The organism is Bradyrhizobium sp. SZCCT0231 (genome assembly GCF_018130245.1).
GTDB lineage: Bacteria > Pseudomonadota > Alphaproteobacteria > Rhizobiales > Xanthobacteraceae > Bradyrhizobium > Bradyrhizobium japonicum_F.
In genome coordinates, this window is sequence record NZ_JAFCKP010000024.1 from 55,147 (window position 1) to 75,539 (window position 20,393).

At 63.5% G+C, this 20,393-nt stretch carries 17 protein-coding genes and 1 pseudogene; 6 read left to right on the forward strand and 12 right to left on the reverse strand.

Features of this window, described 5'->3' with window-relative positions:
* Window positions 1-426: 426 nt before the first annotated feature.
* Window positions 427-1,416, forward strand: a pseudogene (locus JQ566_RS32025) (ATP-binding protein); the annotation flags it as partial.
* A 153-nt stretch (window positions 1,417-1,569) separates the two neighbouring features.
* On the opposite strand, the gene JQ566_RS32030 reads toward JQ566_RS32025, so the two are convergent.
* The 9 genes from JQ566_RS32030 to fliD all read right to left on the reverse strand — a co-directional run bounded on the left by JQ566_RS32030 (window position 1,570) and on the right by fliD (window position 9,932).
* On the reverse strand, window positions 1,570-2,481 hold the full coding sequence (locus tag JQ566_RS32030; protein WP_212379833.1) for a flagellin: 912 nt from the start codon (window positions 2,479-2,481) through the stop codon (window positions 1,570-1,572).
* Window positions 2,482-2,493: 12 nt separating this feature from the next.
* Window positions 2,494-4,269: a flagellar hook-associated protein FlgK gene (gene flgK, locus JQ566_RS32035; RefSeq protein ID WP_212379835.1), complete on the reverse strand. Its 1,776-nt coding sequence runs from the start codon at window positions 4,267-4,269 to the stop codon at window positions 2,494-2,496.
* A 19-nt stretch (window positions 4,270-4,288) separates the two neighbouring features.
* Window positions 4,289-4,753, reverse strand: a complete 465-nt coding sequence (locus tag JQ566_RS32040) for a flagellar protein FlgN (protein WP_212379837.1) — start codon at window positions 4,751-4,753, stop codon at window positions 4,289-4,291.
* A gap of 9 nt (window positions 4,754-4,762) precedes the next feature.
* Entirely contained in the window at window positions 4,763-5,023 is a 261-nt protein-coding gene (locus tag JQ566_RS32045) for a hypothetical protein (RefSeq protein ID WP_025037908.1), read from the reverse strand.
* 3 nt (window positions 5,024-5,026) lie between these two features.
* On the reverse strand, window positions 5,027-6,292 hold the full coding sequence (gene flgE / locus JQ566_RS32050; protein ID WP_212379839.1) for a flagellar hook protein FlgE: 1,266 nt from the start codon (window positions 6,290-6,292) through the stop codon (window positions 5,027-5,029).
* Window positions 6,293-6,323: 31 nt separating this feature from the next.
* Complete coding sequence (locus tag JQ566_RS32055; RefSeq protein WP_212379841.1) at window positions 6,324-6,992, reverse strand: flagellar hook assembly protein FlgD; 669 nt, start codon at window positions 6,990-6,992, stop codon at window positions 6,324-6,326.
* Window positions 6,993-7,463: 471 nt separating this feature from the next.
* Window positions 7,464-7,736: a hypothetical protein gene (locus JQ566_RS32060; RefSeq protein WP_212379843.1), complete on the reverse strand. Its 273-nt coding sequence runs from the start codon at window positions 7,734-7,736 to the stop codon at window positions 7,464-7,466.
* A 169-nt stretch (window positions 7,737-7,905) separates the two neighbouring features.
* A complete protein-coding gene (locus JQ566_RS32065; RefSeq protein ID WP_249139929.1) occupies window positions 7,906-8,319 on the reverse strand; it encodes a flagellar export chaperone FliS in 414 nt (137 codons plus the stop codon).
* Window positions 8,320-8,333: 14 nt separating this feature from the next.
* Window positions 8,334-9,932, reverse strand: coding sequence for a flagellar filament capping protein FliD (gene fliD, locus JQ566_RS32070; protein WP_349643373.1), 1,599 nt, complete (start codon window positions 9,930-9,932; stop codon window positions 8,334-8,336).
* On the opposite strand from fliD, the gene JQ566_RS34760 reads away from it, so the two are divergent.
* A complete protein-coding gene (locus JQ566_RS34760) occupies window positions 9,841-10,041 on the forward strand; it encodes a hypothetical protein (protein WP_249139938.1) in 201 nt (66 codons plus the stop codon). The genes fliD and JQ566_RS34760 overlap by 92 nt on opposite strands.
* Before the next feature lie 44 nt (window positions 10,042-10,085).
* Here JQ566_RS34760 and JQ566_RS32075 read toward each other — a convergent pair whose 3' ends face one another.
* Both JQ566_RS32075 and JQ566_RS32080 read right to left on the reverse strand, forming a co-directional pair.
* Window positions 10,086-10,910, reverse strand: a complete 825-nt coding sequence (locus JQ566_RS32075; RefSeq protein WP_212379849.1) for a flagellin — start codon at window positions 10,908-10,910, stop codon at window positions 10,086-10,088.
* A gap of 143 nt (window positions 10,911-11,053) precedes the next feature.
* Entirely contained in the window at window positions 11,054-11,752 is a 699-nt protein-coding gene (locus JQ566_RS32080; RefSeq protein WP_212379851.1) for an RNA polymerase sigma factor, read from the reverse strand.
* Between the two features lie 513 nt (window positions 11,753-12,265).
* Here JQ566_RS32080 and JQ566_RS32085 point away from each other — a divergent pair.
* The 3 genes from JQ566_RS32085 (at window position 12,266) to JQ566_RS32095 (ending at window position 16,610) form a co-directional block, all read left to right on the forward strand.
* Entirely contained in the window at window positions 12,266-14,680 is a 2,415-nt protein-coding gene (locus tag JQ566_RS32085) for a hypothetical protein (RefSeq protein WP_212379853.1), read from the forward strand.
* Between the two features lie 61 nt (window positions 14,681-14,741).
* Window positions 14,742-16,061, forward strand: coding sequence for a hypothetical protein (locus JQ566_RS32090; protein ID WP_212379855.1), 1,320 nt, complete (start codon window positions 14,742-14,744; stop codon window positions 16,059-16,061).
* Window positions 16,062-16,073: 12 nt separating this feature from the next.
* Window positions 16,074-16,610, forward strand: coding sequence for a hypothetical protein (locus JQ566_RS32095; protein WP_212379857.1), 537 nt, complete (start codon window positions 16,074-16,076; stop codon window positions 16,608-16,610).
* Between the two features lie 386 nt (window positions 16,611-16,996).
* On the opposite strand, the gene bamA is transcribed toward JQ566_RS32095, so the two are convergent.
* A complete protein-coding gene (gene bamA / locus JQ566_RS32100) occupies window positions 16,997-19,510 on the reverse strand; it encodes an outer membrane protein assembly factor BamA (protein ID WP_212379859.1) in 2,514 nt (837 codons plus the stop codon).
* A 293-nt stretch (window positions 19,511-19,803) separates the two neighbouring features.
* Here bamA and JQ566_RS32105 point away from each other — a divergent pair, with 293 nt between their 5' ends.
* The gene (locus JQ566_RS32105; protein ID WP_212379861.1) at window positions 19,804-20,172 is read left to right on the forward strand and encodes a hypothetical protein; all 369 of its coding nucleotides are present in this window, start codon (window positions 19,804-19,806) and stop codon (window positions 20,170-20,172) included.
* Window positions 20,173-20,393: the final 221 nt, after the last annotated feature.

Sequence of the window (20,393 nt, forward strand, 5' to 3'; positions counted from 1 at the left end):
ATGAGCACTACGCCTGGGCCGAAAGCCAAAGGAGCAATCGAGGAAGTCGGCGTCATAGATGGCGCTCAAGACCTCCGCCACCGCGCCCTGGACGATTTTATCTTCCAGCAGAAGGATACCGAGAGGCCGCTGGCCGCCGTCAGCCTTTGGGATGTAGATCCGGCGAACCGGCAACGGCCGATAGTGACCGCCATGGACCCTGTCAGCTGGATCGCGAAGATTGTCTTCCAGGTCTTGCCGGTAGGAAGTCCACTATCACCCCGTCTACCCCGGACGCCGCTTGCCGCCGCAGATTCGTCCTTTCGAGCGCAGCGACGTCAACGTGGTGCAGCAGCGCCGCGTGAACCGAGTCTGGCGCGACCGTTTGGCCGCCTCATTCACCCTTGTGAGATTGGCTGACAGGACGCCCCGGCTCTGTATCCGGTCCTCGGCGTGCAACTGCCCGACGAGACCGTGATCGTGGGCCATGTCGAAGGCGCCCCGCGGCCGTGGTTCTGGGGCGGGCCCTGGCTGAGCGCGCTGATGAGCGCCTTCATCTGCGTCACCGTGCTCGGCCTGTGGGCGGCGCGCGCGCTGATGCGGCCGCTGTCGTCCTTTGCCGAGGCGGCGGAGAATTTCAGCCTCGACGGCACCGCCGAGCCGCTGCCCGAGCGCGGCCCAGAGGAGATCCGCTCGGTGGCGCGCGCGCTCAACCGCATGCACGAGCGGATCGCGCGGCTGATGTCGGATCGCACGCGGATGCTGGCCGCGATCAGCCACGATTTGCGCACGCCGATCACGCGGCTGCGCCTGCGCGCCGAGTTCATCGAGGACGAAGCCAACCGCAGGCGCATACTGATGGATCTCGACCAGATGCGCGCGATGCTGGACTCGGTGCTGTCGCTGCTGCGCGACGACCGCAAGGTCGAGGCGTTGACGCTGGTCGATATCGCCGGCACGCTGCAGCTCGTCGCCGACCAGTTCGTCGACATGGGCCATGTCGTGCACTATGTCGGGCCGGCGTCCGCGACCGCCGTCGCGCGGCCCGACGATCTGCATCGCGGCATCACCAACCTGGTCGAGAACGCGGTGCGCTTCGGCGCCGAGGTAACGATCCGCCTCGACGTCTCCGGCAACACGCTCGTCATCGACGTCGCGGACGACGGCCCCGGCATTTCGGATGCGCGCAAGCAGGAGATGCTGGAGCCGTTCGCGCGCGGCGACGATGCGCGCACCATGGACGAGTCCACCGGCTTCGGGCTCGGCCTCTCGATCGCGCGCGCGATCGCGATCGCCCATGGCGGCGAGCTGTCGCTGCACGACCGCAAGCCGCATGGGCTGATCGTGCGGATGCAATTGCCTGTGAAGCAGCAGACGCCAAAATCAGCGCCAATGTGCGATCGACCAGTTCCTGATCGAGAGAGCCTTCTTTTTTGATCAGCCTCCAGCCCGAGCGGAACGGCTTACATTTTTCGTTTAGATTCCCATTTGCTCATTGAGCATTGGATCTGGCTCCCCTGGAAGGGCGTCCGCACCATCCGGTCGAGCCCCGGCGACTCCCTCTATTACCGAACGAACCCAGCCCTTGTTTCACTTCAGATAACTCGCAAGATTCAGGCTCAGGATCTTCCCGAGAGCGGAATAGGACGCCGTGAGTTGCGTCTCGTAAGTCGAAAGCTGCGCCGTGACGGCGGCGACGTCGACGCTGGTCAGGTCATTCGACAAGGTCTCCGCGTAACTCTTGTAGTCGGCCTGGCGAGCGCTCGCGGTCTCGATCGATGACGCGGCGCCGGACAGCTTTGCCTGCACGGCGGCGGTGTCGTCGAGCGCCGTGCTGGCGAGATCCAGCGCGCTGGTGATATCCGCAGACGACAGCGTCGTGCTGTTGGCCACGAACTTCAGCACGCGCATCACCTCCTCGAACGCCGAATTATCGGCGGTAATGCCATATGACACGGTCTGGTCGGTGGCGACCCGCACAGACGCGATCTCGCTGTCGCCGTTGTAGTAGCTGGTGTCCGACGTGGTGGTCGAGCCGGTGCCGGACGAGAAGCTCGTGAGATCGACCGGAGCCGTGTCGGTCTTGCCACCGGCAAACACGTATTGGCCGTCATACTGCGTGTTCATCAGCGAGCCCATCTGCTCCAGCATCTGCTGGGCTGAGCTGATCGCCGAGTTCACCTCGGTCGAGCTCCCCGTAGAGGCGGCGCTGAGCTGGGAGCGCAGCTGCGTCAGGATGTCGGTCACCGACCCGACCGCCGAGTACATCACCTGGACTTTGCTGTCGGCGAGCGTAGCCGCGTCGATATAGGATTGCGCGCGCGTCACCGAGACCTGAAGGTTGATGACGTGCTGCGCGTCCGCGCCATAGCCGCCGAAATCCGTCGAGACGACGCCCGTCGATTCCTGGATCTGCTTGGTGGCCATGACCGACTCCACGCGCATGGCGTCGGCGATCATCCGGTTCGACTGGGCGAAGGTGGCCACCCTCATCGCGACCATAATCGTACCCCCTTACGTCGACTGCACGGCGGTGAGCAGCGCCGAATACATGGAGTTGATGGCCTGGATCAGCGCCGACGCCGCCGAATATTTGTTCTGGAGCGTGCTCAAATTGGCCGTTTCCTCGTCCAGATTGACGCCGGACTGCGACGACAGCGAATTCGCATAGGTCGACTGCGCGGTCTCCTTGGCGGTGTAATCCGTGGAGGCCTGCGAAGCCTTGCTCGAGACGTCGGAGACGATGGCCGAGGCGTAGTCGGCGAGCGACCCGGTGCTGGCGGCGAGCCCGCCCGTCGATGCAAACGTCTGCGAGGCCGTCAACGCATCGTAGAAGGCATTGATCACGGTGGCGGAGCCGGACGACAGCACCGAACTTCCGACAGTCAGGCTCGACGACGAGTCCAGTGTCGCAAGCTGGAGCTCGTTCGTGCCGGACAGAATCTTGCTGTTGACTGCGATGTCCGAAGCGCTCGTTCCCGTCACCAGATCGTTGAGGCCGAAATACTCGGAAAACCCCTCGCCGGAGCTGCCCACCGAGCTCGTCATCTCGTTGATGGCGACGCCGTTGCCGGAGCCGGTCGCCGTGATCGAGAGGTGGCCGTCCGCGTCGACGGAGGCAGACAATCCGGACATGCCGTTGATCGCGGTGACGAGATCGCCGACGGTGGAATAGGACGAAAGATCGAGATCGCCGTAGGAGACCAGGTTGCCGCTCTGGTCTGTGACGGCAAGCCGTACCGTTCCGCTGGCGGACAGCGCCGTGCTGCTGGTGACGGCCGTGGTTCCGGTCAGGCTCGTCGGCGCCGGCACCGAAGACGCGCTGTTCGAGACGCTGTTCATGGTGGACGCGAGCTGCTGTGCGAGCTGATCGAGCTGCGACTGCGCGTCCGGCAGCGTGTCGTCGCGGAGCGTGATGAGTGCGCCGATGTCGCCCCCGGTGATCTGGGAGGTGATGTCCACCCCGTTCACGGTGATCGCGCTGAAGCCACTCGACGAGGACCCGGCGGTGTACGTCGTTGACGCCGTCACATTGGACGCAGCCGTATAGCTGATCGTATGCGCGGAACTGTCGACCAGTGCCTGGCCTGATTTGGTGTAGATCTGTATGTCGCCGTTCGAAGCGGTGAAGTAATTGATGTTCATCTTCGAGGCGAGGTCCTGAAGCGCGGTGTTGCGTTGGTCCTCGAGGTCGGCGGTGGACTGGCCGGAGGCGGCCGTCTGCTTGATCTGGGTATTCAGTTCCGCGATTTGCTGCAGGTCCGCGTTGACGTCGTCGATCGAGGACGCGATGTCCTGATCTGCGTCCGACCGGAGCTTCTGGATCCCGCTGGAGGTCTCCCGCAACTGGCTTGCGACGTCGTCGAGCGCGCTGACGACGTTGGATTGCAGCGAGGCGCTGCTCGGCGTGCTCGCCAGCGAGGACAGCGCCGATTCCAGCGAGGCGATGCTGTTGGCGAGCGAGGTCCCGGACGACGAATCGCCGCTGCTGCTGATCGAACCGTAGAGCTGCTGAAGCGACGTGAGGTAGGTGTTGGTGGTGTCGGCCGCGCCGAGATCGGAATCCGCGCTGACCAGCGACTTCAGCAGCAGCTTGTCCACCGTCGCGGTGATGCCCGTCACCGTGACGCCGGTGCCGACGCCGTTGGTGACGCTGCTCGACTGGGTCGCGGACTTCTTGGTATAGCCGGTGGTGTCGGCGTTCGAGATATTCGACGACGTCACGCTGATCTGCACGGACGTCGCGGACAATCCGCTGAAAGCGACCGATCGAGCGATATCGAGCGACACGGCGGCCTCCCCCGTTCCGTCAGGCGCTGCGGCTGGTGCCGCTGGAGACCGTGCGGGCGGCGGCGACGCGACCGGATGCACCGTATGGCGAAACGGCGACGATCTGCTCGCGGATCGCCTGCATGACGGCCTCGATCCGGCGGTTGCTGGCCTCGATCGCAGCGCGCAGACGCACCAGATTCTCGTCCATCGCTGCCCGCAGCCTCAGGATTCGCTCCAGGAGCTGCTCGCGCAGGATCCGGTCCCGCACCGTCAGGCTGGTCGTGCCTGCCGCGCACTCGGCCACGGTTCGCTCGAAGATCTCCGCCAGCTTGTTCTTCTCGTCGACCTGCTTCAGGCGCGAAGCCGGCAGGCCCTTTGCAAGCTCCGCGTTCTCCTCCGCGATCAATGCAGTCAGGGTGTCGATCAGCGTGATCAGCGACTTGATCCGGGCATCGCCGTTCACGGCGCTCGTCCTTGTGGCTTGGGCTACAGTCATGGTCATCGCCTTCTTCTAGTTATTCCGTTTGCCGCGGCCGCCTTGCGAGTTGCGCAGGTAAGCGCCGATCGCGGCCGTCCTGGCAGCCGTCTGCCTCATCTCACCGTCGATCTCCGCGGCTTCCCGCACGAGGCCACGCCGCGTCGTTTCCACGTCGTCGAGCAGCACGAGCAACTGCTTGCGGTCGCTGCCCTTGACGGTTGCGGCCCGTGCCATCAGCCGCTTGAGCCGGCGCAGCAGCGCCTCCCCAACGGCATTCGCTTGCTCACCGCGCATCGCTCACCTCATCGCCGAGATCAGGGTGTCGTACATCTCGTTGACGGTGGAGATGATCTGGGACGCAGCGGAATAGGCCTGCTGCGCCGAGATCATGTCCGAGAACTGGCTGGAGGTGTCGGTGGTCGATGATTCCAGCTCGCTGCCGTAGATCGTGCCCGCTCCGTTCTCGCCGGAGCCCTGCAAGGAGGCATTGCCCGACGTCACGGTCGCCGAATAGATGCCGTTGCTGGAGGCGGCGAGTCCGCTCGGATCGGCGAAGGTCGCCACCGCAATCTTGTAGATCGCGATGGTCTGGCCGTTGGAATAGGTCGCGTTGACGAGGCCGTCGTCACCGATCGAGACGCTGGACAGCTTTCCGTAGGACAGGCCATCCGAATCGATGCTGGTGACGTTGACGGATGGCGTGGTTTCGCCCGACGCATATTGCGTGAGGCCGTCGGTCTTGCCGGCGGTTCCGAGATTCATGGTGATGGTGCTGTTCGCCGCGCCATCGGTCCAGCCCGTGATCGAGACGGTCGCGGGATCCGGGTTCGTGCTGGCGAGCGATCCATCGCTGTTGAAGGTGATGTTGATCGTGCCTGAGGCCGTGCCTGTTGCGGTCGTGGTGTCCGAGGTCGAGGTCGGATTGGCGAAGCTCGCGCTCCAGGTGTTGGTGCCCGTCTTGGTCCAGGTGACCTGCATCGAATTCGAGGCGCCGAGCGAATCGTAGACCGTCATCGAGCTGGTGTAGGTGGCGCCGGTCGCGGCATCCGACGGCAGGTTCGCTTCGATGGTGGTCTTTGTGGTGGCGCTGCCGCTGGTCGAGGCGACCTGGGTGTTGATGGCCTCCAGATTGCTCGCCGACTCGCTGCCGACGACGTTGCCGTCCGCGTCGGTGCGCCAGCCCTCAAGGTAGTAGCCGTTGTTCTGGAGATAGCCGGCATTGTCGGTGGTGAAGGCGCCGTTACGGGTGTAGGCGACCGTGCCGCCCGACTTGGCGTCGGTCACCACGAAGAAACCCGAGCCCTGGATCGCGACGTCGGTGGCGTTGGAGGTCGCGGCGAGCAGGCCCTGCTGGGTAATGTTGACACGGCCCGAGACGGTGACGCCACCAGAAGCGTAGGAGGTCGTATTGCTGGAGGCGGTCACGAGCGCGTCGAACATTCCCGACGTCGTCTTGTAGGCGGTCGTGTCGGAATTGGCGATGTTGTCGCTGATCATCGACAGGGACTGGCTCTGGGCGCTGAGCGCCGAGATCGCCGATGACAATGCGCCGGTGAGACTCATGATGAAGCTCCGAGGAAATCAGGATGTGAGATCAGGATGTGACGCCGAGGATGTTGGCGGCGCTGACCGCGACGCCGTTCACCGTGAGCGAGGGCGTGGACGTCGAAGTGTCGATGCCGGTCACCTTGCCGGTGACGGTCGTGTAGTTGAGCACCGAGTTGCCGGCGGAGTCGGTCGCGGTCACCGCGATCGTGTATTGGCCGCCGTCAGAGAGCTGGTTGCCGCTGGAGTCCTTGCCGTCCCAGGTGAAGCTGTTCGAGCCGGAGTTGCCGGTGCCGGTGCCGGTGTAGACGACGTTGCCGGAGGAATCCGAGATGCTGATCGAGACGTCCGAAGCGGTCGACGACAGCGAGTAGCCATAGGTCGCCGAACCGTTGCTCAAGGTCGCCGTATCGGACTTCGCCTCGACAGTGTGGCCGATGTAGTTCACCGAGTTCAGCGTCACGAGGCTCGAGAACGAACTCGCGAGCGACGACAAGTTGGAGTTGATCGACTGCTGCGAGGTGAAATTGGCGTAGGAGGTGAGCTGATTGACGAGGTCGGTGGTCGAGGTCGCATCCAGCGGATTCTGGTTCTGCAGCTCGCTGACCAGAATGCTCAGGAAATCGCTGGATGTCAGAGTCGAGTTGGACGACGTGCTCGACGACGACGAGGTCGTGGTGGTCGCAGTCGTTGCAGAACTCACGGCGGAAACGGTCATCGGAGACTCCGGCCTTCTCTTGCTGCCGGCGACAAGTGTCGGCTCGCGGCGCTTGAAATCTGTGTGCTGATGAAACGGGTGGGCGTGCGGATTCAGGCGGCGATTCACGCGCGCGGAAATCGCTTTCGACACGGCAAAATCTGCCGTGTGTGGGCGGGAGTTAGAGGAGCGACGAGGCCGAGATAAGTCGTTGCGGCGACGGAGCTGTGCTCTCTTGCTTGGGTTGCGGCAAAGCCATCGCTCACGATTGAGCGTGGAGGCCACCGATGCTTCCACAGCGTCGTGGCCGGCTTGTCCCGGCCATCGCGCCTCGCCGCGCAGCACGACGACCGTGGATGCCGGGACAAACCCGGGTATGAGGACGTCTAAAGCGCGAGGAAATTCGGATGAACTATCGTTTGAGCATGATCCTTTCGGAAAGCCGCTGCACGCTTTACCGGATCTGGCAGTCGATGTGACAGAAAGAGCCGCTCAGCTCCCCGCCGTCTCGCCTTCGGTGCGCGGCTCGGCGGCGTCATCTTTCATTCTCGCGGCCGCAGCGACAATGCGGTCGGCGAGGCCTGCTGGCGCGCGTACTGGCGGTGCCGCGAGCGCGCGGCGCAGGGCGCGCGCCTCTTCCAGCAGGGCTTGCGCGGCGGACGATCGCGACAGCAGCTCTTCGGCGGGCAAGCGCCGATCGTCGGGCCAGAGGGAGAGATCCTCGCCCAGCCGATCGATCAGTTCCTCAAACTCGGTGACGTCCATCGCCCGCCGATCCCACCTCGGACAGGCTGTCATAGAGCATTGCAAGCGCTCCGGAAACCGGATTTGAGCGGCTTCGCGCGCCAAATGTGCCCGCAGCACTACGGAAAGCGGTGGAAACGGCGACCGCTCCAGCGCCCGCCCTCCCCGGGTCGCGGAGAAGCAGGCGGCTTCAGCCCTTGCGGGCCGAATCGGCTGCTCCAGGCTTGCCGCCCCGCACGGTCGTGTCGACGAACTCCCAGGCCTCCCGCAGTTCGGTCAGCCCTGCGATGATGCGGCCGAAATTTTGCCGGGCATGCGGACGGCCATAGGCCTTGAGGCTCGCCAGGATCATCGCATTGTAGGTCTGGAACAGCCGCTCCGCCACGTCGCCGCCTCTGGCGAAATCGAGGTTGTGGCTGAGCCCACGCAGGATCGCGGTCGCCTTCATCAGGTGCTCGTGCCCTTCCTCGAAACGCCTTGCCTCCTGGGCGGCGAGCGATCTCTGGAGAGAGATGATCGTACCGCCGAGCAGCATCGAGACCGCCTTGAGCGGCGGCACGGTCGTTGCCGTCCCCCGATAGGCTTGGTTGGCCATGTACGCCATCGGATTATGCATCGTCAATCACTCGAGCTGTTGAGTAGGGCCTTGAGATAATCGAGCGTGCTGTTCGCACTCTCGATCGCGGCTTGGTATTTCGCGTACTGCGTCTGCAGCTGCGACTGCAGCGTCGCCGCGGCGCTGTTGATGTCATCGACCTTTTGCTGGAGCTCGTCGTCGCGCGTCGTCAAGCTGGTGATCTGCGTTTGCAGCGCGCCAGTCGATGATGAATAGTCCTTCGCAAGCTGGTAGATCTGCGATGCAATCCCGGTGCTCGAGGTGACCGTGATCGACTGCGAAGTGGAGCCGGTATAGGTGAAGGCCATGCCGGCATAGATCGAGCCAGAAGCACCGATGATCGTGGTTCCGCTGACCGTAAACAGCGAGGAGTCGCCGCCGACCGAGGCCGAAGTGAGGTTGCCGTCGGAATCGACCGCCAGATCCAGGGTGAAGGATTGCGGCGACGTTCCGGTGTTGACGACGCTGAGCTGGCTCGACGACGTCGTGGTCTGCGCCGACAGCAGTTTGGTCACGCCGCTGAGGTTAGTGCTCAGGATCTCCGACAACGTGCTGGTGTCGAGCTCGAGCTCGTTCTTCTCGTTGAAGGATAGGCCGAGATCGGCCATCGTCATGCCGCCCACGGTGCTGTTCAAAGCGTTCTGGAGCGCATCCATGATGTTGCGCATGGTTCCGTCGCCGAACAGGACCGCGCTCGAATCTGCGGTGCCGTCGGTCGTGGTCGCCTGCTGGGCGATGACCTCGTCGCGAAAGGCGTTGTAGTTGGTGACGAAGGTCTCCAGCGCCGCTTGGATCTGGCTGGTGTCGGTCTCGATACTGATGTTCAACGAGGTTCCGTCCGGGGTCGCCTGGAGCAGGCTGAAAGTGACCCCACTGAGAACGTCAGTGATGTCGTTGGTGTCGCGGGTCATCGAGATGCCGTCCAACGTGAATTCGGCCGACTGCGCCTCCTGGATGACGTTGGTGAAGCTGCCCGAGCTGTCGGTCACGCCGAGCTTGTTCAGGATATCGTCGCCGGACGTGCTCGAATAAGTGATGTCGGCGGCATCCTCCGTGCCTGTCAGCACCATCTGGAAGGACGTGCTGGAGACCTGCACGATCGAGGCCTGGACGTTGGTCGTCGAGGTCTGGGCATTGATGGCATCGACGACGTCCTGAAGCGACATCGTGCTGGTGATGGTGATATCGGACGTAGCCCCGCCGTCCAAACCGATGGAAAACGTGCCGGAATAGCCGAGCTCGTCGGTCTGGCTCGATTGCGAGGTGCCGACCACCTTCTGTGCGGCCGCGAGCTGACTGATCGTCAATGTATGGTCGCCGATCGCCGCCCCGTTCTTGATCGTCATGGAGAGCGCCGAGGAGGCACTCACGTCTCCGGTCGAGCTGATGCTCGCCGCGCGCGTCGCGAATGCGCTGGTGGAGAGCGAATTGACCACCGCGGTGGACAGTGACGACAAGTCGGAATACAGCGTCTGCAGATCGCTCTGAAGCGTCTGATAGGCCGAGATCTTGGCTTCGTTGTTCGTGATCGTGGTCGAGATCGTATCCGCCTGCGCGGTCTTCGCGTCGACGGCGGACTGGATCAGCGCCGACCAGTCGATGCTGCTCGAATTGGTCGTCCCGCTCGTCGTGACCGATACGCCCGACGACGTCGTGCTTGTGCTGCTGGTGCTCGAACCGACGCTGGCCACTTTGCTCGATCGTCCCTGACAGAGAGAGCCGGGCCGGCATCATGCCGGCCCGGCAGTTGATTATCATTGCAGGAGGCTGAGGAGGTACTGCGGCATCTGATTGGCGGCGGCGAGCGCCGACACGGCAGCCTGTGTCTTCACCTCGGCCGAAGACAGCGTGGATTGCTCGGCCGCGATGTCGACGTCCTCGATCGCGGAGTTTGCCGCCTGGAGGTTCTGCGTCTGGGTCGAGATCGAATCCGACGAGAAGTTGAACCGCGATTCCTGAGCGCCGATCGAGGCGCGCGCGGCAGAAACGGTGTCGATCGCAGTATCGATGGCATCGAGCGCCGATGTCGCGCCGGACTGAGTGCTGACGTCGAGCGTGGAGACAGCGAGAGAGGACGCTGTCAGGCTGGTCAACTGGATGTCGATCGTGTCAGAGCCGTCCGAGCCGACCAGCACGGACACGCCGGACGAGAACACGCTGGATCCATCGAGCAAGCTCTGGCCGGAATAGCGGGTGCCGGTCGCGATCGAGTCGATTTCGGCGTTGAGCTGCGAGAATTCCGATTGGATATAGGCGCGACTGGAGTCCGTCACGGTGCCCGACGCGGATTCGGACGCCAGCGACTTCATACGGGCGAGAATGTCCGATATGTTCGACGCGCCGCCGTCGGCGGTCTGGAGAATCGCGGTCGCCTGCGAGGCGTTGGTCGCAGCCTGCTGAAGCGTGGTGACGTCCGAGGAGATGCGCGTGGAGATCGCAAGGCCCGCGGCGTCGTCGGATGCCGAGGTGATGCGCGATCCGCTCGACAGCTTCGAGAGCGAGCTGCTCTCCTGCGCGGCGTTGATGTTGAGATAGCGGACCGCGGCGTTGGCGGCGGTATTGGTGTTGATTGCGGGCATTGAAAGCTCCTGTGCTGATGGGCAAGCGTGCCGCATCGTTGAAATCGACTTACGACGACGCGGACCGCAGCCCCGTCCGTTCGCTCAAACGGCGGAGCGCAGAGAGATCAGGCGCGAAAATTCTCGCGGAAGAAATTTTATGGTTAGCAATCGGTAAACGCGGTGCGGATGTCGCGCTCGTGCTTGCGCAGGAGCTGGCGAAGCTGCTGGCGCCCGCGTTTGAGCAGCGACTCCACGGCAGCCACCGTGGTGTCCATCACCTGGGCAATCTCGCCGTTACTCATGTTTTCGTGGTAGGACAGGATCACCGCGACGCGTTGTTGGTCGGGCAAGCGCTGCATCGCGAGCTCCAGCATGTCGTTCAGCTCGTTGCGCTCGATGAGCTCGACGGCGCCGGGCTGACTGTCGGCGACTTCCGGCACGGCCTCGACGTTCTCGGTGCGCGGCTTGCGACGCAGATCGATGCAGCGGTTGGAGATGACACGGTAGAGCCAGGTCGAGAATTTGGCGCGGCCGTGCTGCCAGCGTCCGCGATGGCTCCAGATCTTGAGCATGGAATCCTGCACCACGTCCTCGGCGTCCGCGGCGTTGCCGACGATACGCAGCGCAATGGCATAGGCGCGATCGATGTGACGCTCGACCAGCATGCGGAATGCGACTTCGTCGCCGGTGGCGAGCTTGTCCAGGAGTTCGCTGTCCTCGTCGTAGACGACATCGGCGGCATCGGGCGCGCCATCCGGCGCGAGCGGCGCGGACGGCATCATCGGCACCGTCTCTTCGGCCGGCACCGTCGTCGCAATCTCAGCCTCGGCGGGAGCCCAGACATCAGCAGCGTAACTCATCCCGCAACCTCCAACCCGCAATGCCGGCGGCGCCAATGCCACACGGCTTCCACGCGTTGAACGCGGGACGAAAGCAATCCAGGCGGTGAATTTCTGTTGTTTTTCAAGATGTTATCTGGTCATTTTTGCCGAGTGTCGGGCAATAATTGCCGATCGCGCGATCGTCTCGCGCGTCACACCTGCAATCATCACATCGTCTCGCGCCATGGCGGATCATCCATCCTGAACAGATGTCGTCGAGAGAAAACGCTGACATTACGCGGCACTAGGTGATCAAGCGCGACACGCGCTTGGTGCATGAAGAGACGATTGTTTCCGAGTATGAATGAACGCGAGACGACTTTCGCACCCGGCAATTTTTTCCGAATCACCTTTTGCGAACCTAGCGATTTTTTTGAATCTGTCAGTCACGACGAATGCGATTTTGAATCACGCGTGAATTTTTTTCGCTCCCGTGGCGCCTGACCTCACGCGCACGCACGTTAATCGCTCTGATTGGCGGGGGTTACTGGCATGACGATCGCAACGACTGGCGCCGCGCGCCGCGCGCAAATTGTTTCTGCTTGGTCATTCGATGTTTTCGATACATTTCTGCTTCGCGCCTGCGCGACGCCGGATGGCGTATTTGAAAGGACTTACGAGCTTTCCGGCATTTCACGATCTTGTCCGAATGCTTCCGCGAGTTTCGTTCAGCATCGCATCCAGGCCGAAGCGCGTGCACGCAGGACCGCGAAGGAGAAACGCGGCGTGGGCGAAGTGCACATCGACGAGATCTATTCCTATTTCCCGTTCAAGCTCTTCGGTCGGGTGCGCAGCGATTTGATAGATCTGGTCGAATCAGAGTTTGCGGCGGAGATCGAGCTCTGCCGCGCCAATCCGGACATGCTTCGGCAATATCAGGACATGAAGCGCGCGGGCTACCGTGTCGGCTTCATCTCCGACACCTATTGGGATTCCGACCGGATGGCGCGATTGCTGCGGGCTAGCCATCCCGGTTTGAGCTGGGACTTTCTCTACGCATCCTGCGACCACGGCAGCAGCAAGAGCGAGTCGCTGTTCGCGACGTATTTGTCGGAGCAGAGCATCGACGCCAGCGCCTCCTTTCACGTCGGCGACAATGACAAGGCCGACATCAGGGGCGCGAAGCGCCACGGCATTCGCCCGCGCTACTATCCGCAGGCCACCGCCCAGCTTGCAGCGAAGTTTCAACGCGAGACCGCGCTGTTCGAGTTGTTGTGCACGGGTGCGCCGTCTCGGCTCGATCACGGCGCACGCACCCTGCGGCGCATGGTCGCCGCGCGCAGCGCCGAGACGTCGCCGGCGTTCCATCTGGGAGTGACAGTGCTCGGCCCGGTGATGACGGCATTCGATGCCTTTGTTGCGCGGCGCTGCGAAGAGGTCACAGGTCCAGGCCGAAAGGTCGCCCTCGGCTTCCTCGGCCGCGACGGCTTTCTGTCGCACCAGATCTGGCAGCAGCTTCACGGCACCACATCGGCCTATATCGAGATCAACCGCCGCGTCAGCCTGATCGCCTCGGCGGACACGATGCAGCCGCTCGTCGATCTCCTCAGCAAGGTCTTCAAGATCGACGGATCGACATTTGGCGACATGCTCAAGGTCATGCCGGCGAGGGTCACCGCGTTCTTTGCCAGCTTCCCGGATGGGATCGCCTCCGGCGAGGAACTCGCCGAGGCGCTTCCGGGACTGATGGATCCAGCCGAGATCGTCGAGCTTGCCGCAGGCTTGCGCGCGCGGCTGCTCGCCTATCTGCGTCAAGTCGTGCCCGGGTTCGACGACTGCACCGATCTCATCCTCGCCGATCTCGGCTATTCCGGCAGCGTGCAGAAGGCGCTGCGTCGCATTTTCGACCTCGAAGGCATCGGTATCCGCCTCCACGGCGCCTATCTGATGTCCCTCGACGACGCCTTCGACGACCTCGCCGAGGAGGACAGCGCCGAAGGATTCATCTCCGACCTCGTGGTCACCCCTCACGTCAAGCGCATGCTGATCCGCAACGTTGCGCTGTTGGAGCAGATCTGCTGCTCCGCCGACGGCTCGGTGCGCGACTATGACGGCAACCAGGTGCTGCGCGAGATCAATCCGCGCCCCGAAAGCCAGATCACGCTGGCCGCCGAAATCCAGGCCGGCGCTCTCGCCTTTGCAGAAACCGCCGAAGCCGTCGCCCTCGATTTTGGTCTGAGCCCCTATGCGACACCCGACGTCGCCGCGCGCTGGTGCGCGGCAACCTTGGCGCGCCTCTTGCTGCTGCCCGACGATCACGAGCTGGCGCTGCTGGGCGAACTGAAGCACGACGTCAATCTCGGCACCCGTGCGCTGGCACCAATGATCGACGGCGACTTCATCCGTCGGCAGATCACCGCCCGCGGCCTCTCAGCCGCCTGCACGGCATCGGCGCCGCCGATGTGGCTCGCAGGCTGCTTTGCGCGGCTATCGGCGTCCCACTCCTATCTCTACACGCTGTTTGGCGCCAACCGCCTGCCGGCCGACGTCTTCGAGGACAGGCCCTGCGGCCAGGTCCAGGTCGGACTGTTTCGCGGGAATGGCGAAGCGACACTGGAGACGGTGACGCTTCACCACAGCGGCCTCGGTGAGCTGCGCCTGCGCATTCCCCTGTCGCGGAGCATGGCGTTGACCATGATCGCACTGCCGCTGGCGACATTCGCGCCCGATGGCCTTCTTCACGGCGTGACGGTGCAGCAGGGCGACGACGCTCGCGACGCAGCCGAGAGCCAGGACGTCACCGGCCTTGCGGAAGACAGCCTGATCTTCGCCGGTCTGCAGCGGACCGGCAGCCATTATCGCACCGAGACCGAGGACGGCTGCCTCCTGATCCCGGTCGCCCCGATGACGCAGGACATCGCGATCTACTCCGTGGCGATTACGCCGCTCCGATCCGGCCCCAAATAGTGCGCCTGATCGCGCCGTCCGGACCGTTGAAGTCCAAGGGGTTGGCACGAGGGGCACGGAATTGACGGACGGGACGCACGCGAATCTTGATCGGCTACTGCAATCCGGCGGCATCCGGCTCGGCGAGGCCCAGCACGACCGTCTGGCCTGGCTGGTCAATCGGTACGGTGCACCGACACTCGATGGCGTCAGCGAGGGGCGGCGCAACGGCGTCATCATTCTTCGGGAGCCGCCAAGCGGCGCGGCCGCCGAGCTGTTCTACCGCTCGCTCAATCCCGGCTGCGCCGTCGTCATTCCCAGAGGCGAGAACCCCGGCTTCGACTTTCTCAAGTCCAAGCTGTCCGAACTCGGCACTGTCGGCCCCTGCGGCGCCGACGGACCGCACGAGATGTGGTGGGGCAGCATCGGTTGGTCGAAATTCCTCTCCGCCGCCGATTCATCAACCGTCCGTCCGCGGATCGTCTCCTGCTACCCGCGCGACGGCGACGCAACCGCGGCCTTCGCGCTCCAGCATTCGCTCGAACGGTTTGACCTCGCCTGCCACACCGAGCCGATCGACACCCAGCTCAGCGACCGCATCCTCTGCTTCGAGAAGGCTGAGTTCATGATGCGGATGTGGACCAAATATCGCGAGCCGCTGCTGTTCGTCGAAGCCGGCGCCGTGGTGCGCGAGGCGCCGCTGCTGCCGTCCTTCCTCGGCTGCGACCTGGCCTTGCACAAGTGGAATCGCTGGGAGATGTCGGCGCGCACGCTCTATTTCGGCCGCACCAAAGCTGCGGAGATGATGCTGCGCACGTGGCAGCAACTCGCCGCATCCTATCCCGCGATCTGGGAGGGCTATCTGCTCGATCAGGCCTGGAGCCTGACGTCGTCGCAGGTGCCGCTCGACACTGTATGGTTGCCGCGATCCTATCACGCACTGAAAGGTGACCTCGGCGCCTCGCGCGCCACGATCCTGCATGACCAGCAGACGACCACGCTGGAGCTCGGTCCCGATCCCGGCTTTGCGAGCATGGTGCGTGCCGCCCGTCGCGCCGGCCGCACCGGCGCCCGCGACGCCTTCATGGTGATGACCTCGAAAGCCGGGACCGGCAACGGCATCGCCGTGATCCTGCGCAACGTCTCGGCCAGCGATGCCGGCGCGGTGGCCGCAACTGTGGAGGCCTTGACCGGCGCCTATGCCGCCGATTGCGGCGGGTACAGCCGGCTCGAGCTGTCGCTCTGCGCCTGGCAGGACGACGTCGGTGCCGCGCGCGAGGCCGCCGCGCAGGCGCGCTACCGCGTCCTGGAGATCGCGCCGGGACAGCGCATCGCCAACGACTTCTTCGCCGCCCACGCTTCCGACGATGCGGTCATGCCCGCACGCCGGCTTTTCCCTTGACGGAGATCCGAGATGCTCAAGACCATCATCCTGCTCACCGACACCTTGCAACAACAGCAGCCGCTGGCCAATCTGCTCCGCGAGCACAATCGCGATCTCTCCTTCTGCTCGGCGCTCCGCGCATCGGACCTCAGGGCGATCGAGCCTGACGTGCTGAACGAAGCACGGCTGATATCCTTTGCGGCCAATGTCGCAGTTCCCGAAAAGCTCCTGCTCCAGCTCGGTTATGGCGCCTACAAGTTCTACGCCGCGCCGGTGCAATACCCAGGCTTGCCACCGGCGCCCGACGAGAGCGACGACGATCCACGCTGCTATTCCGTGATCGCGCAATCAATGATGATCTGGCCGGATTTCAAGAAGGTGGTCGGCCTGGAGACCGTGACGATTCCTGACGGCACCGTTGCTGCCGAGCGCGAGCGGATGGTGTTGTCTCGACTTGCGTACCTGTTCTGGCAGATGTCGGGCATGATCGCCGGCGAAGCCACCGATCTCCCCGGCATCATCGAGTCCAGCGAAGGCCGGCGTCCGGCGCTTGCGATGATGAACTAAGGGCCGCCAGCGCAGTGCGAGGCTGCGCGGAGCGCCAGGCGGTGCGCTGACGTCGCGACCGCGATCGTCCGCCCCACGGCAAGGCCGCAGTCGCGCAGCTCGGCGTGCCCAATTCTCCGACACTGGCATCGACATCGATGCTGGCGCGCCTGCTCATGTGAGCGTGGCGTCGGACGGGGCGAGCGGCAAGACCCTCCGCATTACCCGGCCCCAGCCCCTCCACCATGACCATCGATAAAGGCGGGTCATGGGCCTGGACTGCCGTCGAGCTCTGCCACGCCCAAATGAGCGGTTCGCTTTCGCAGGATCTCGTTGGCCTGCCAATGCTCGCGGCTCTCTCCTAGATTGACGCGATCCTCTCTCGACATGCAGCGGCGGGCGTCCAACTAGAACGAAGTGCCACCCCCAAACCTGAACTCCTGAACCGTGTCGTATTTGCCCTTCGTCAGCGGCACGGCGTAGTCGAAGCGCAGCGGCCCGAACGGCGAGGCCCAGATCAAGCCGACGCCCACGGACGATCGCACCGTACTGCCGTCATCATATTGCAGTCCGCAGGTCGGGCACGCCTTGGTATTGACTTCGCCGGTGGCCGACCATGAGGTCGGGCCCTGGTAGCCCCAGAGCGAGCCGGCATCGGCGTAGACTGCGCCCTTCAAGCCGACTTCCTTGGGCAGGAACCAGAACGGCATCTGCAACTCCATCGACGCGCCCCAATATTTCGTGCCGCCAAGCGAATCACCGCTGGTGCCCAAGCCCCAATAGGTGATGTCGCGCGGACCGATACCGTTGGAGGCGAAGCCGCGCACGAGGTTCGGTCCCATCTGGAAGTGATCCAGCATGCGCAGGTCCTGGTTGCCGAGCTTGCTGAGGAGACCGCCCTGGAGATGGATCACGCTGACGATATCGAGCACGAGTGGCGTGTAGTACTTGGTGTCCAGCGCCGTCTTCAGGTAGGTGACGTCGCCGCCGACGCCCGCAAAATCCTGCTTGAAGTCGACCAGCAACCCCTCTGTCGGGTTCTTGGTGTTGTCGAGCGTGTTGTAGTTCAGCGTGTAGCCGAGCGCCGATGTCCAGGTCGCGCCGTCAGCAAGTTCCTTCCGAACCGGCAGGCTCGACTCGCCGTCGCCGTAGCAGCCGTATCCGTACACGCCCGAATCCGTCGAATTGGTCGGATCCACCCCGCCCAGGACGTTTTGAACGTAGGCCGGGGTCGGATTGAAGGCCAGCGAGGTGTTGGAAGCATTGTTGTTGCAGTTGTTGTAGGCGCTCGCCAGGGTAATGCTCTGCTGATAGAGCGAGTAGCGGAGCTGAAGAGAGAGGTCTTCACGCAGGGACAGCCCGATCCGGGGAGAGAAGCCGAGCGTGGTCACACCGTAGCTCGTATAGCTGTTCGACTTCTGCTGCTTCCAATACGTGTCGATTCCTAGGGCCAGCCGATAGTCGAGCAGATAGGGCTCGACGAACGACAGCGATACACCGCGCGAATACTGGCCATAGCTGACCGAGGCCTTGCCATAGAGACCGCGACCGAGCAAGTTGCGCTCGGAGACGGAGACCTCGGCCAGCGCGCCGTCGGTGGTGGAGTAGCCGCCCGAGATCGAGAAGTCGCCGGTCGATTTTTCTTCCATGTCGACGATCAGGATGACACGATCGCTGGAGGAGCCGGGCTCAGTGACGATCTTGACGTTCTTGAAATAGTCGAGGTTCTTCAGCCGCCGTTCGGCGCGGTCGACCAGCGCACGGTTGTAGGCGTCGCCCTCCGAAATGTCGAACTCGCGGCGGATCACGTAGTCGCGCGTACGCGTGTTGCCGCGGAGGTTGATGCGTTCGATATAGGTCCGCGGGCCTTCGTCGACGTTGAAAACGACCGACACGGTGCGCGCCTCGAAATTGCGATCGCCGGCAGGACGGACAACTGCAAAGGCGTAGCCGCGGCGCGAGGCCTCGATCTGCATCTCCTCGGTCGACTTCTCGATCGATTCGACGTTGTAGAGCGAGCCGACATTGACGCGCGAATAGCTGCGAAGCGAATCTGCGCCGAAATTGGGAATGCTGGAACGGAAGTCGACCGACCCGACCCGATATTGCTGCCCCTCCTCGATCTTGAAGCTGACGAGGAAGCCCTTCTTCTCCGGATCGTATTCGGTGAGTGCGCCGACGACCTGGACGTCGGCAAAGCCGTTCTTGAGATAGAAGCGGCGGATCAGATCGCGATCGGCCTCGACGCGGTCGGGATCATAGAGGTCGTTGTTACCCAGAAAGCTGAGCAGATTGCTCTCACGGGTCTTGATGACGTCGCGCAATCGCGAGGCCGAGAAGGCGCTGTTGCCGATGAACTCGACGGACTTGACCGGGGTCTTGGCGCCCTCCTCGACCGTGAAGACGAGATCGACGCGATTGTTCGGCTGCTCGATGAATTCGGGCGTGACCCGCACGTCGTACCGGCCCGAACGCCGATAGATCTCGGCGATGCGCAGCGTGTCGGCTTGCACCAGCGCCCGCGAGAAGGTCCCGCGCGGCTTGGACTGGATCTCGGCCGAGAGCTGCTCGTCCTTGATCTTCTTGTTGCCCTCGAAGGCAATGCGGCCGATCACGGCATTTTCCACCACCGACACCACGAGGCGGCCGCCGGACTGACTGATCTTCACGTCCTGGAACAGGCCTGTCCCGATCAACGCCTTGAGCCCGTCATCGAGGACGGATTGATCGAGGCGCGCTCCGGGGCCGGGTCTGAAATATGAGCGGATCGTCTCGGCTTCCACGCGGCGGTTACCTTCGACCACGATGGTCTCCACGCCCTGCGCGACCGCCGGCTGAGGCATCAGCACGACGGGAATTGAACTCGCAATCGATACACCACTCATCGCCACCGCGATCAGCAAGAACCGCAACACCGACATTCCACACCTCAAGAGCACCTCCTGCTCTGAAACGAGACGGCTGTGGCCGCGATGTGGCTTTGAGATTGCTGGATTGTTTCCAGTCGTTGAAATTGATTGGCGGGTCGGCCGCGCGAATACGGCGCCCTGACGACCACGCGAGCCCTCCGCGGCCAGCGGCCGACGTGCGGACGGTCTCGTACGGGCCCACCAGGCAAGCGCGCAGCAACATCCCGCAACGCCTGAATTCTTTACAGCCTCTGAAGTCGGTGCGAGAGGCGACGGCATCAGGAATTCGCACGGGGCATTTGCCGATGAACGCGCTTGTCATGACCAGAACGGTGTTGGTCGTCCTCCTCACCTCGACCCTCACCGCTCATGCCGCACCCACGCGCAAGCGCGATCGACAGCAAGCGACGCATGATGTCGTCTATGAGTATGGTCCGCACGGGCCCAATCGGTCCTACCAGTCCGGCCCGCATACGCGCATCTATGTGAGCAAGCGATCGTGGCTGGATGGCGGGACCGAAGTGCTTCCCGGCGATCGCAAGTTCACCGACTACGCCTTGCCGCCCGGCACGTCGTTCGCACGCGGGAACAACAGCCGGCCGCTCGACCGTCAGCCCCTGAATCCGGATTCGGACCTGGGCGGATTTGCGCAGCGAATCCCGATCTCCTGGTGATTGGATACCTTCCTGTCCCCGACGCGCCACAACGCTTGTCAGTTCGCACTGACCAGACACGCCTTCGCATCCTCGCGGCGCAATTCGCCCGAGCTTTGCTTCGTCACTCCACCCTCTTGAGCCAAGAGGGCGCAGGGAAGGCCGCATAGGCGTTAAGGTAGCGCAGGCATGGATTGATACCGACGTTTTCGGGGAGGCTCGCGCAGGTGCCGCCCAAGCGC

Excerpts from the sequence above, each read along its gene's own strand:
- JQ566_RS32080 (WP_212379851.1), bottom strand. The coding sequence starts at position 11,752 with ATGAGTTACGCTGCTGATGTCTGGGCTCCCGCCGAGGCTGAGATTGCG.
- JQ566_RS32095 (WP_212379857.1), top strand. The coding sequence starts at position 16,074 with ATGCTCAAGACCATCATCCTGCTCACCGACACCTTGCAACAACAGCAG.
- bamA (WP_212379859.1), bottom strand. The coding sequence starts at position 19,510 with ATGTCGGTGTTGCGGTTCTTGCTGATCGCGGTGGCGATGAGTGGTGTA.
- JQ566_RS32030 (WP_212379833.1), bottom strand. The coding sequence starts at position 2,481 with ATGGTCGCGATGAGGGTGGCCACCTTCGCCCAGTCGAACCGGATGATC.
- JQ566_RS32040 (WP_212379837.1), bottom strand. The coding sequence starts at position 4,753 with ATGACCATGACTGTAGCCCAAGCCACAAGGACGAGCGCCGTGAACGGC.
- JQ566_RS32060 (WP_212379843.1), bottom strand. The coding sequence starts at position 7,736 with ATGGACGTCACCGAGTTTGAGGAACTGATCGATCGGCTGGGCGAGGAT.
- JQ566_RS32065 (WP_249139929.1), bottom strand. The coding sequence starts at position 8,319 with ATGGCGTACATGGCCAACCAAGCCTATCGGGGGACGGCAACGACCGTG.
- JQ566_RS32085 (WP_212379853.1), top strand. The coding sequence starts at position 12,266 with ATGACGATCGCAACGACTGGCGCCGCGCGCCGCGCGCAAATTGTTTCT.
- JQ566_RS32075 (WP_212379849.1), bottom strand. The coding sequence starts at position 10,910 with ATGCCCGCAATCAACACCAATACCGCCGCCAACGCCGCGGTCCGCTAT.
- flgE (WP_212379839.1), bottom strand. The coding sequence starts at position 6,292 with ATGAGTCTCACCGGCGCATTGTCATCGGCGATCTCGGCGCTCAGCGCC.
- JQ566_RS32045 (WP_025037908.1), bottom strand. The coding sequence starts at position 5,023 with ATGCGCGGTGAGCAAGCGAATGCCGTTGGGGAGGCGCTGCTGCGCCGG.
- JQ566_RS32055 (WP_212379841.1), bottom strand. The coding sequence starts at position 6,992 with ATGACCGTTTCCGCCGTGAGTTCTGCAACGACTGCGACCACCACGACC.
- JQ566_RS32105 (WP_212379861.1), top strand. The coding sequence starts at position 19,804 with ATGAACGCGCTTGTCATGACCAGAACGGTGTTGGTCGTCCTCCTCACC.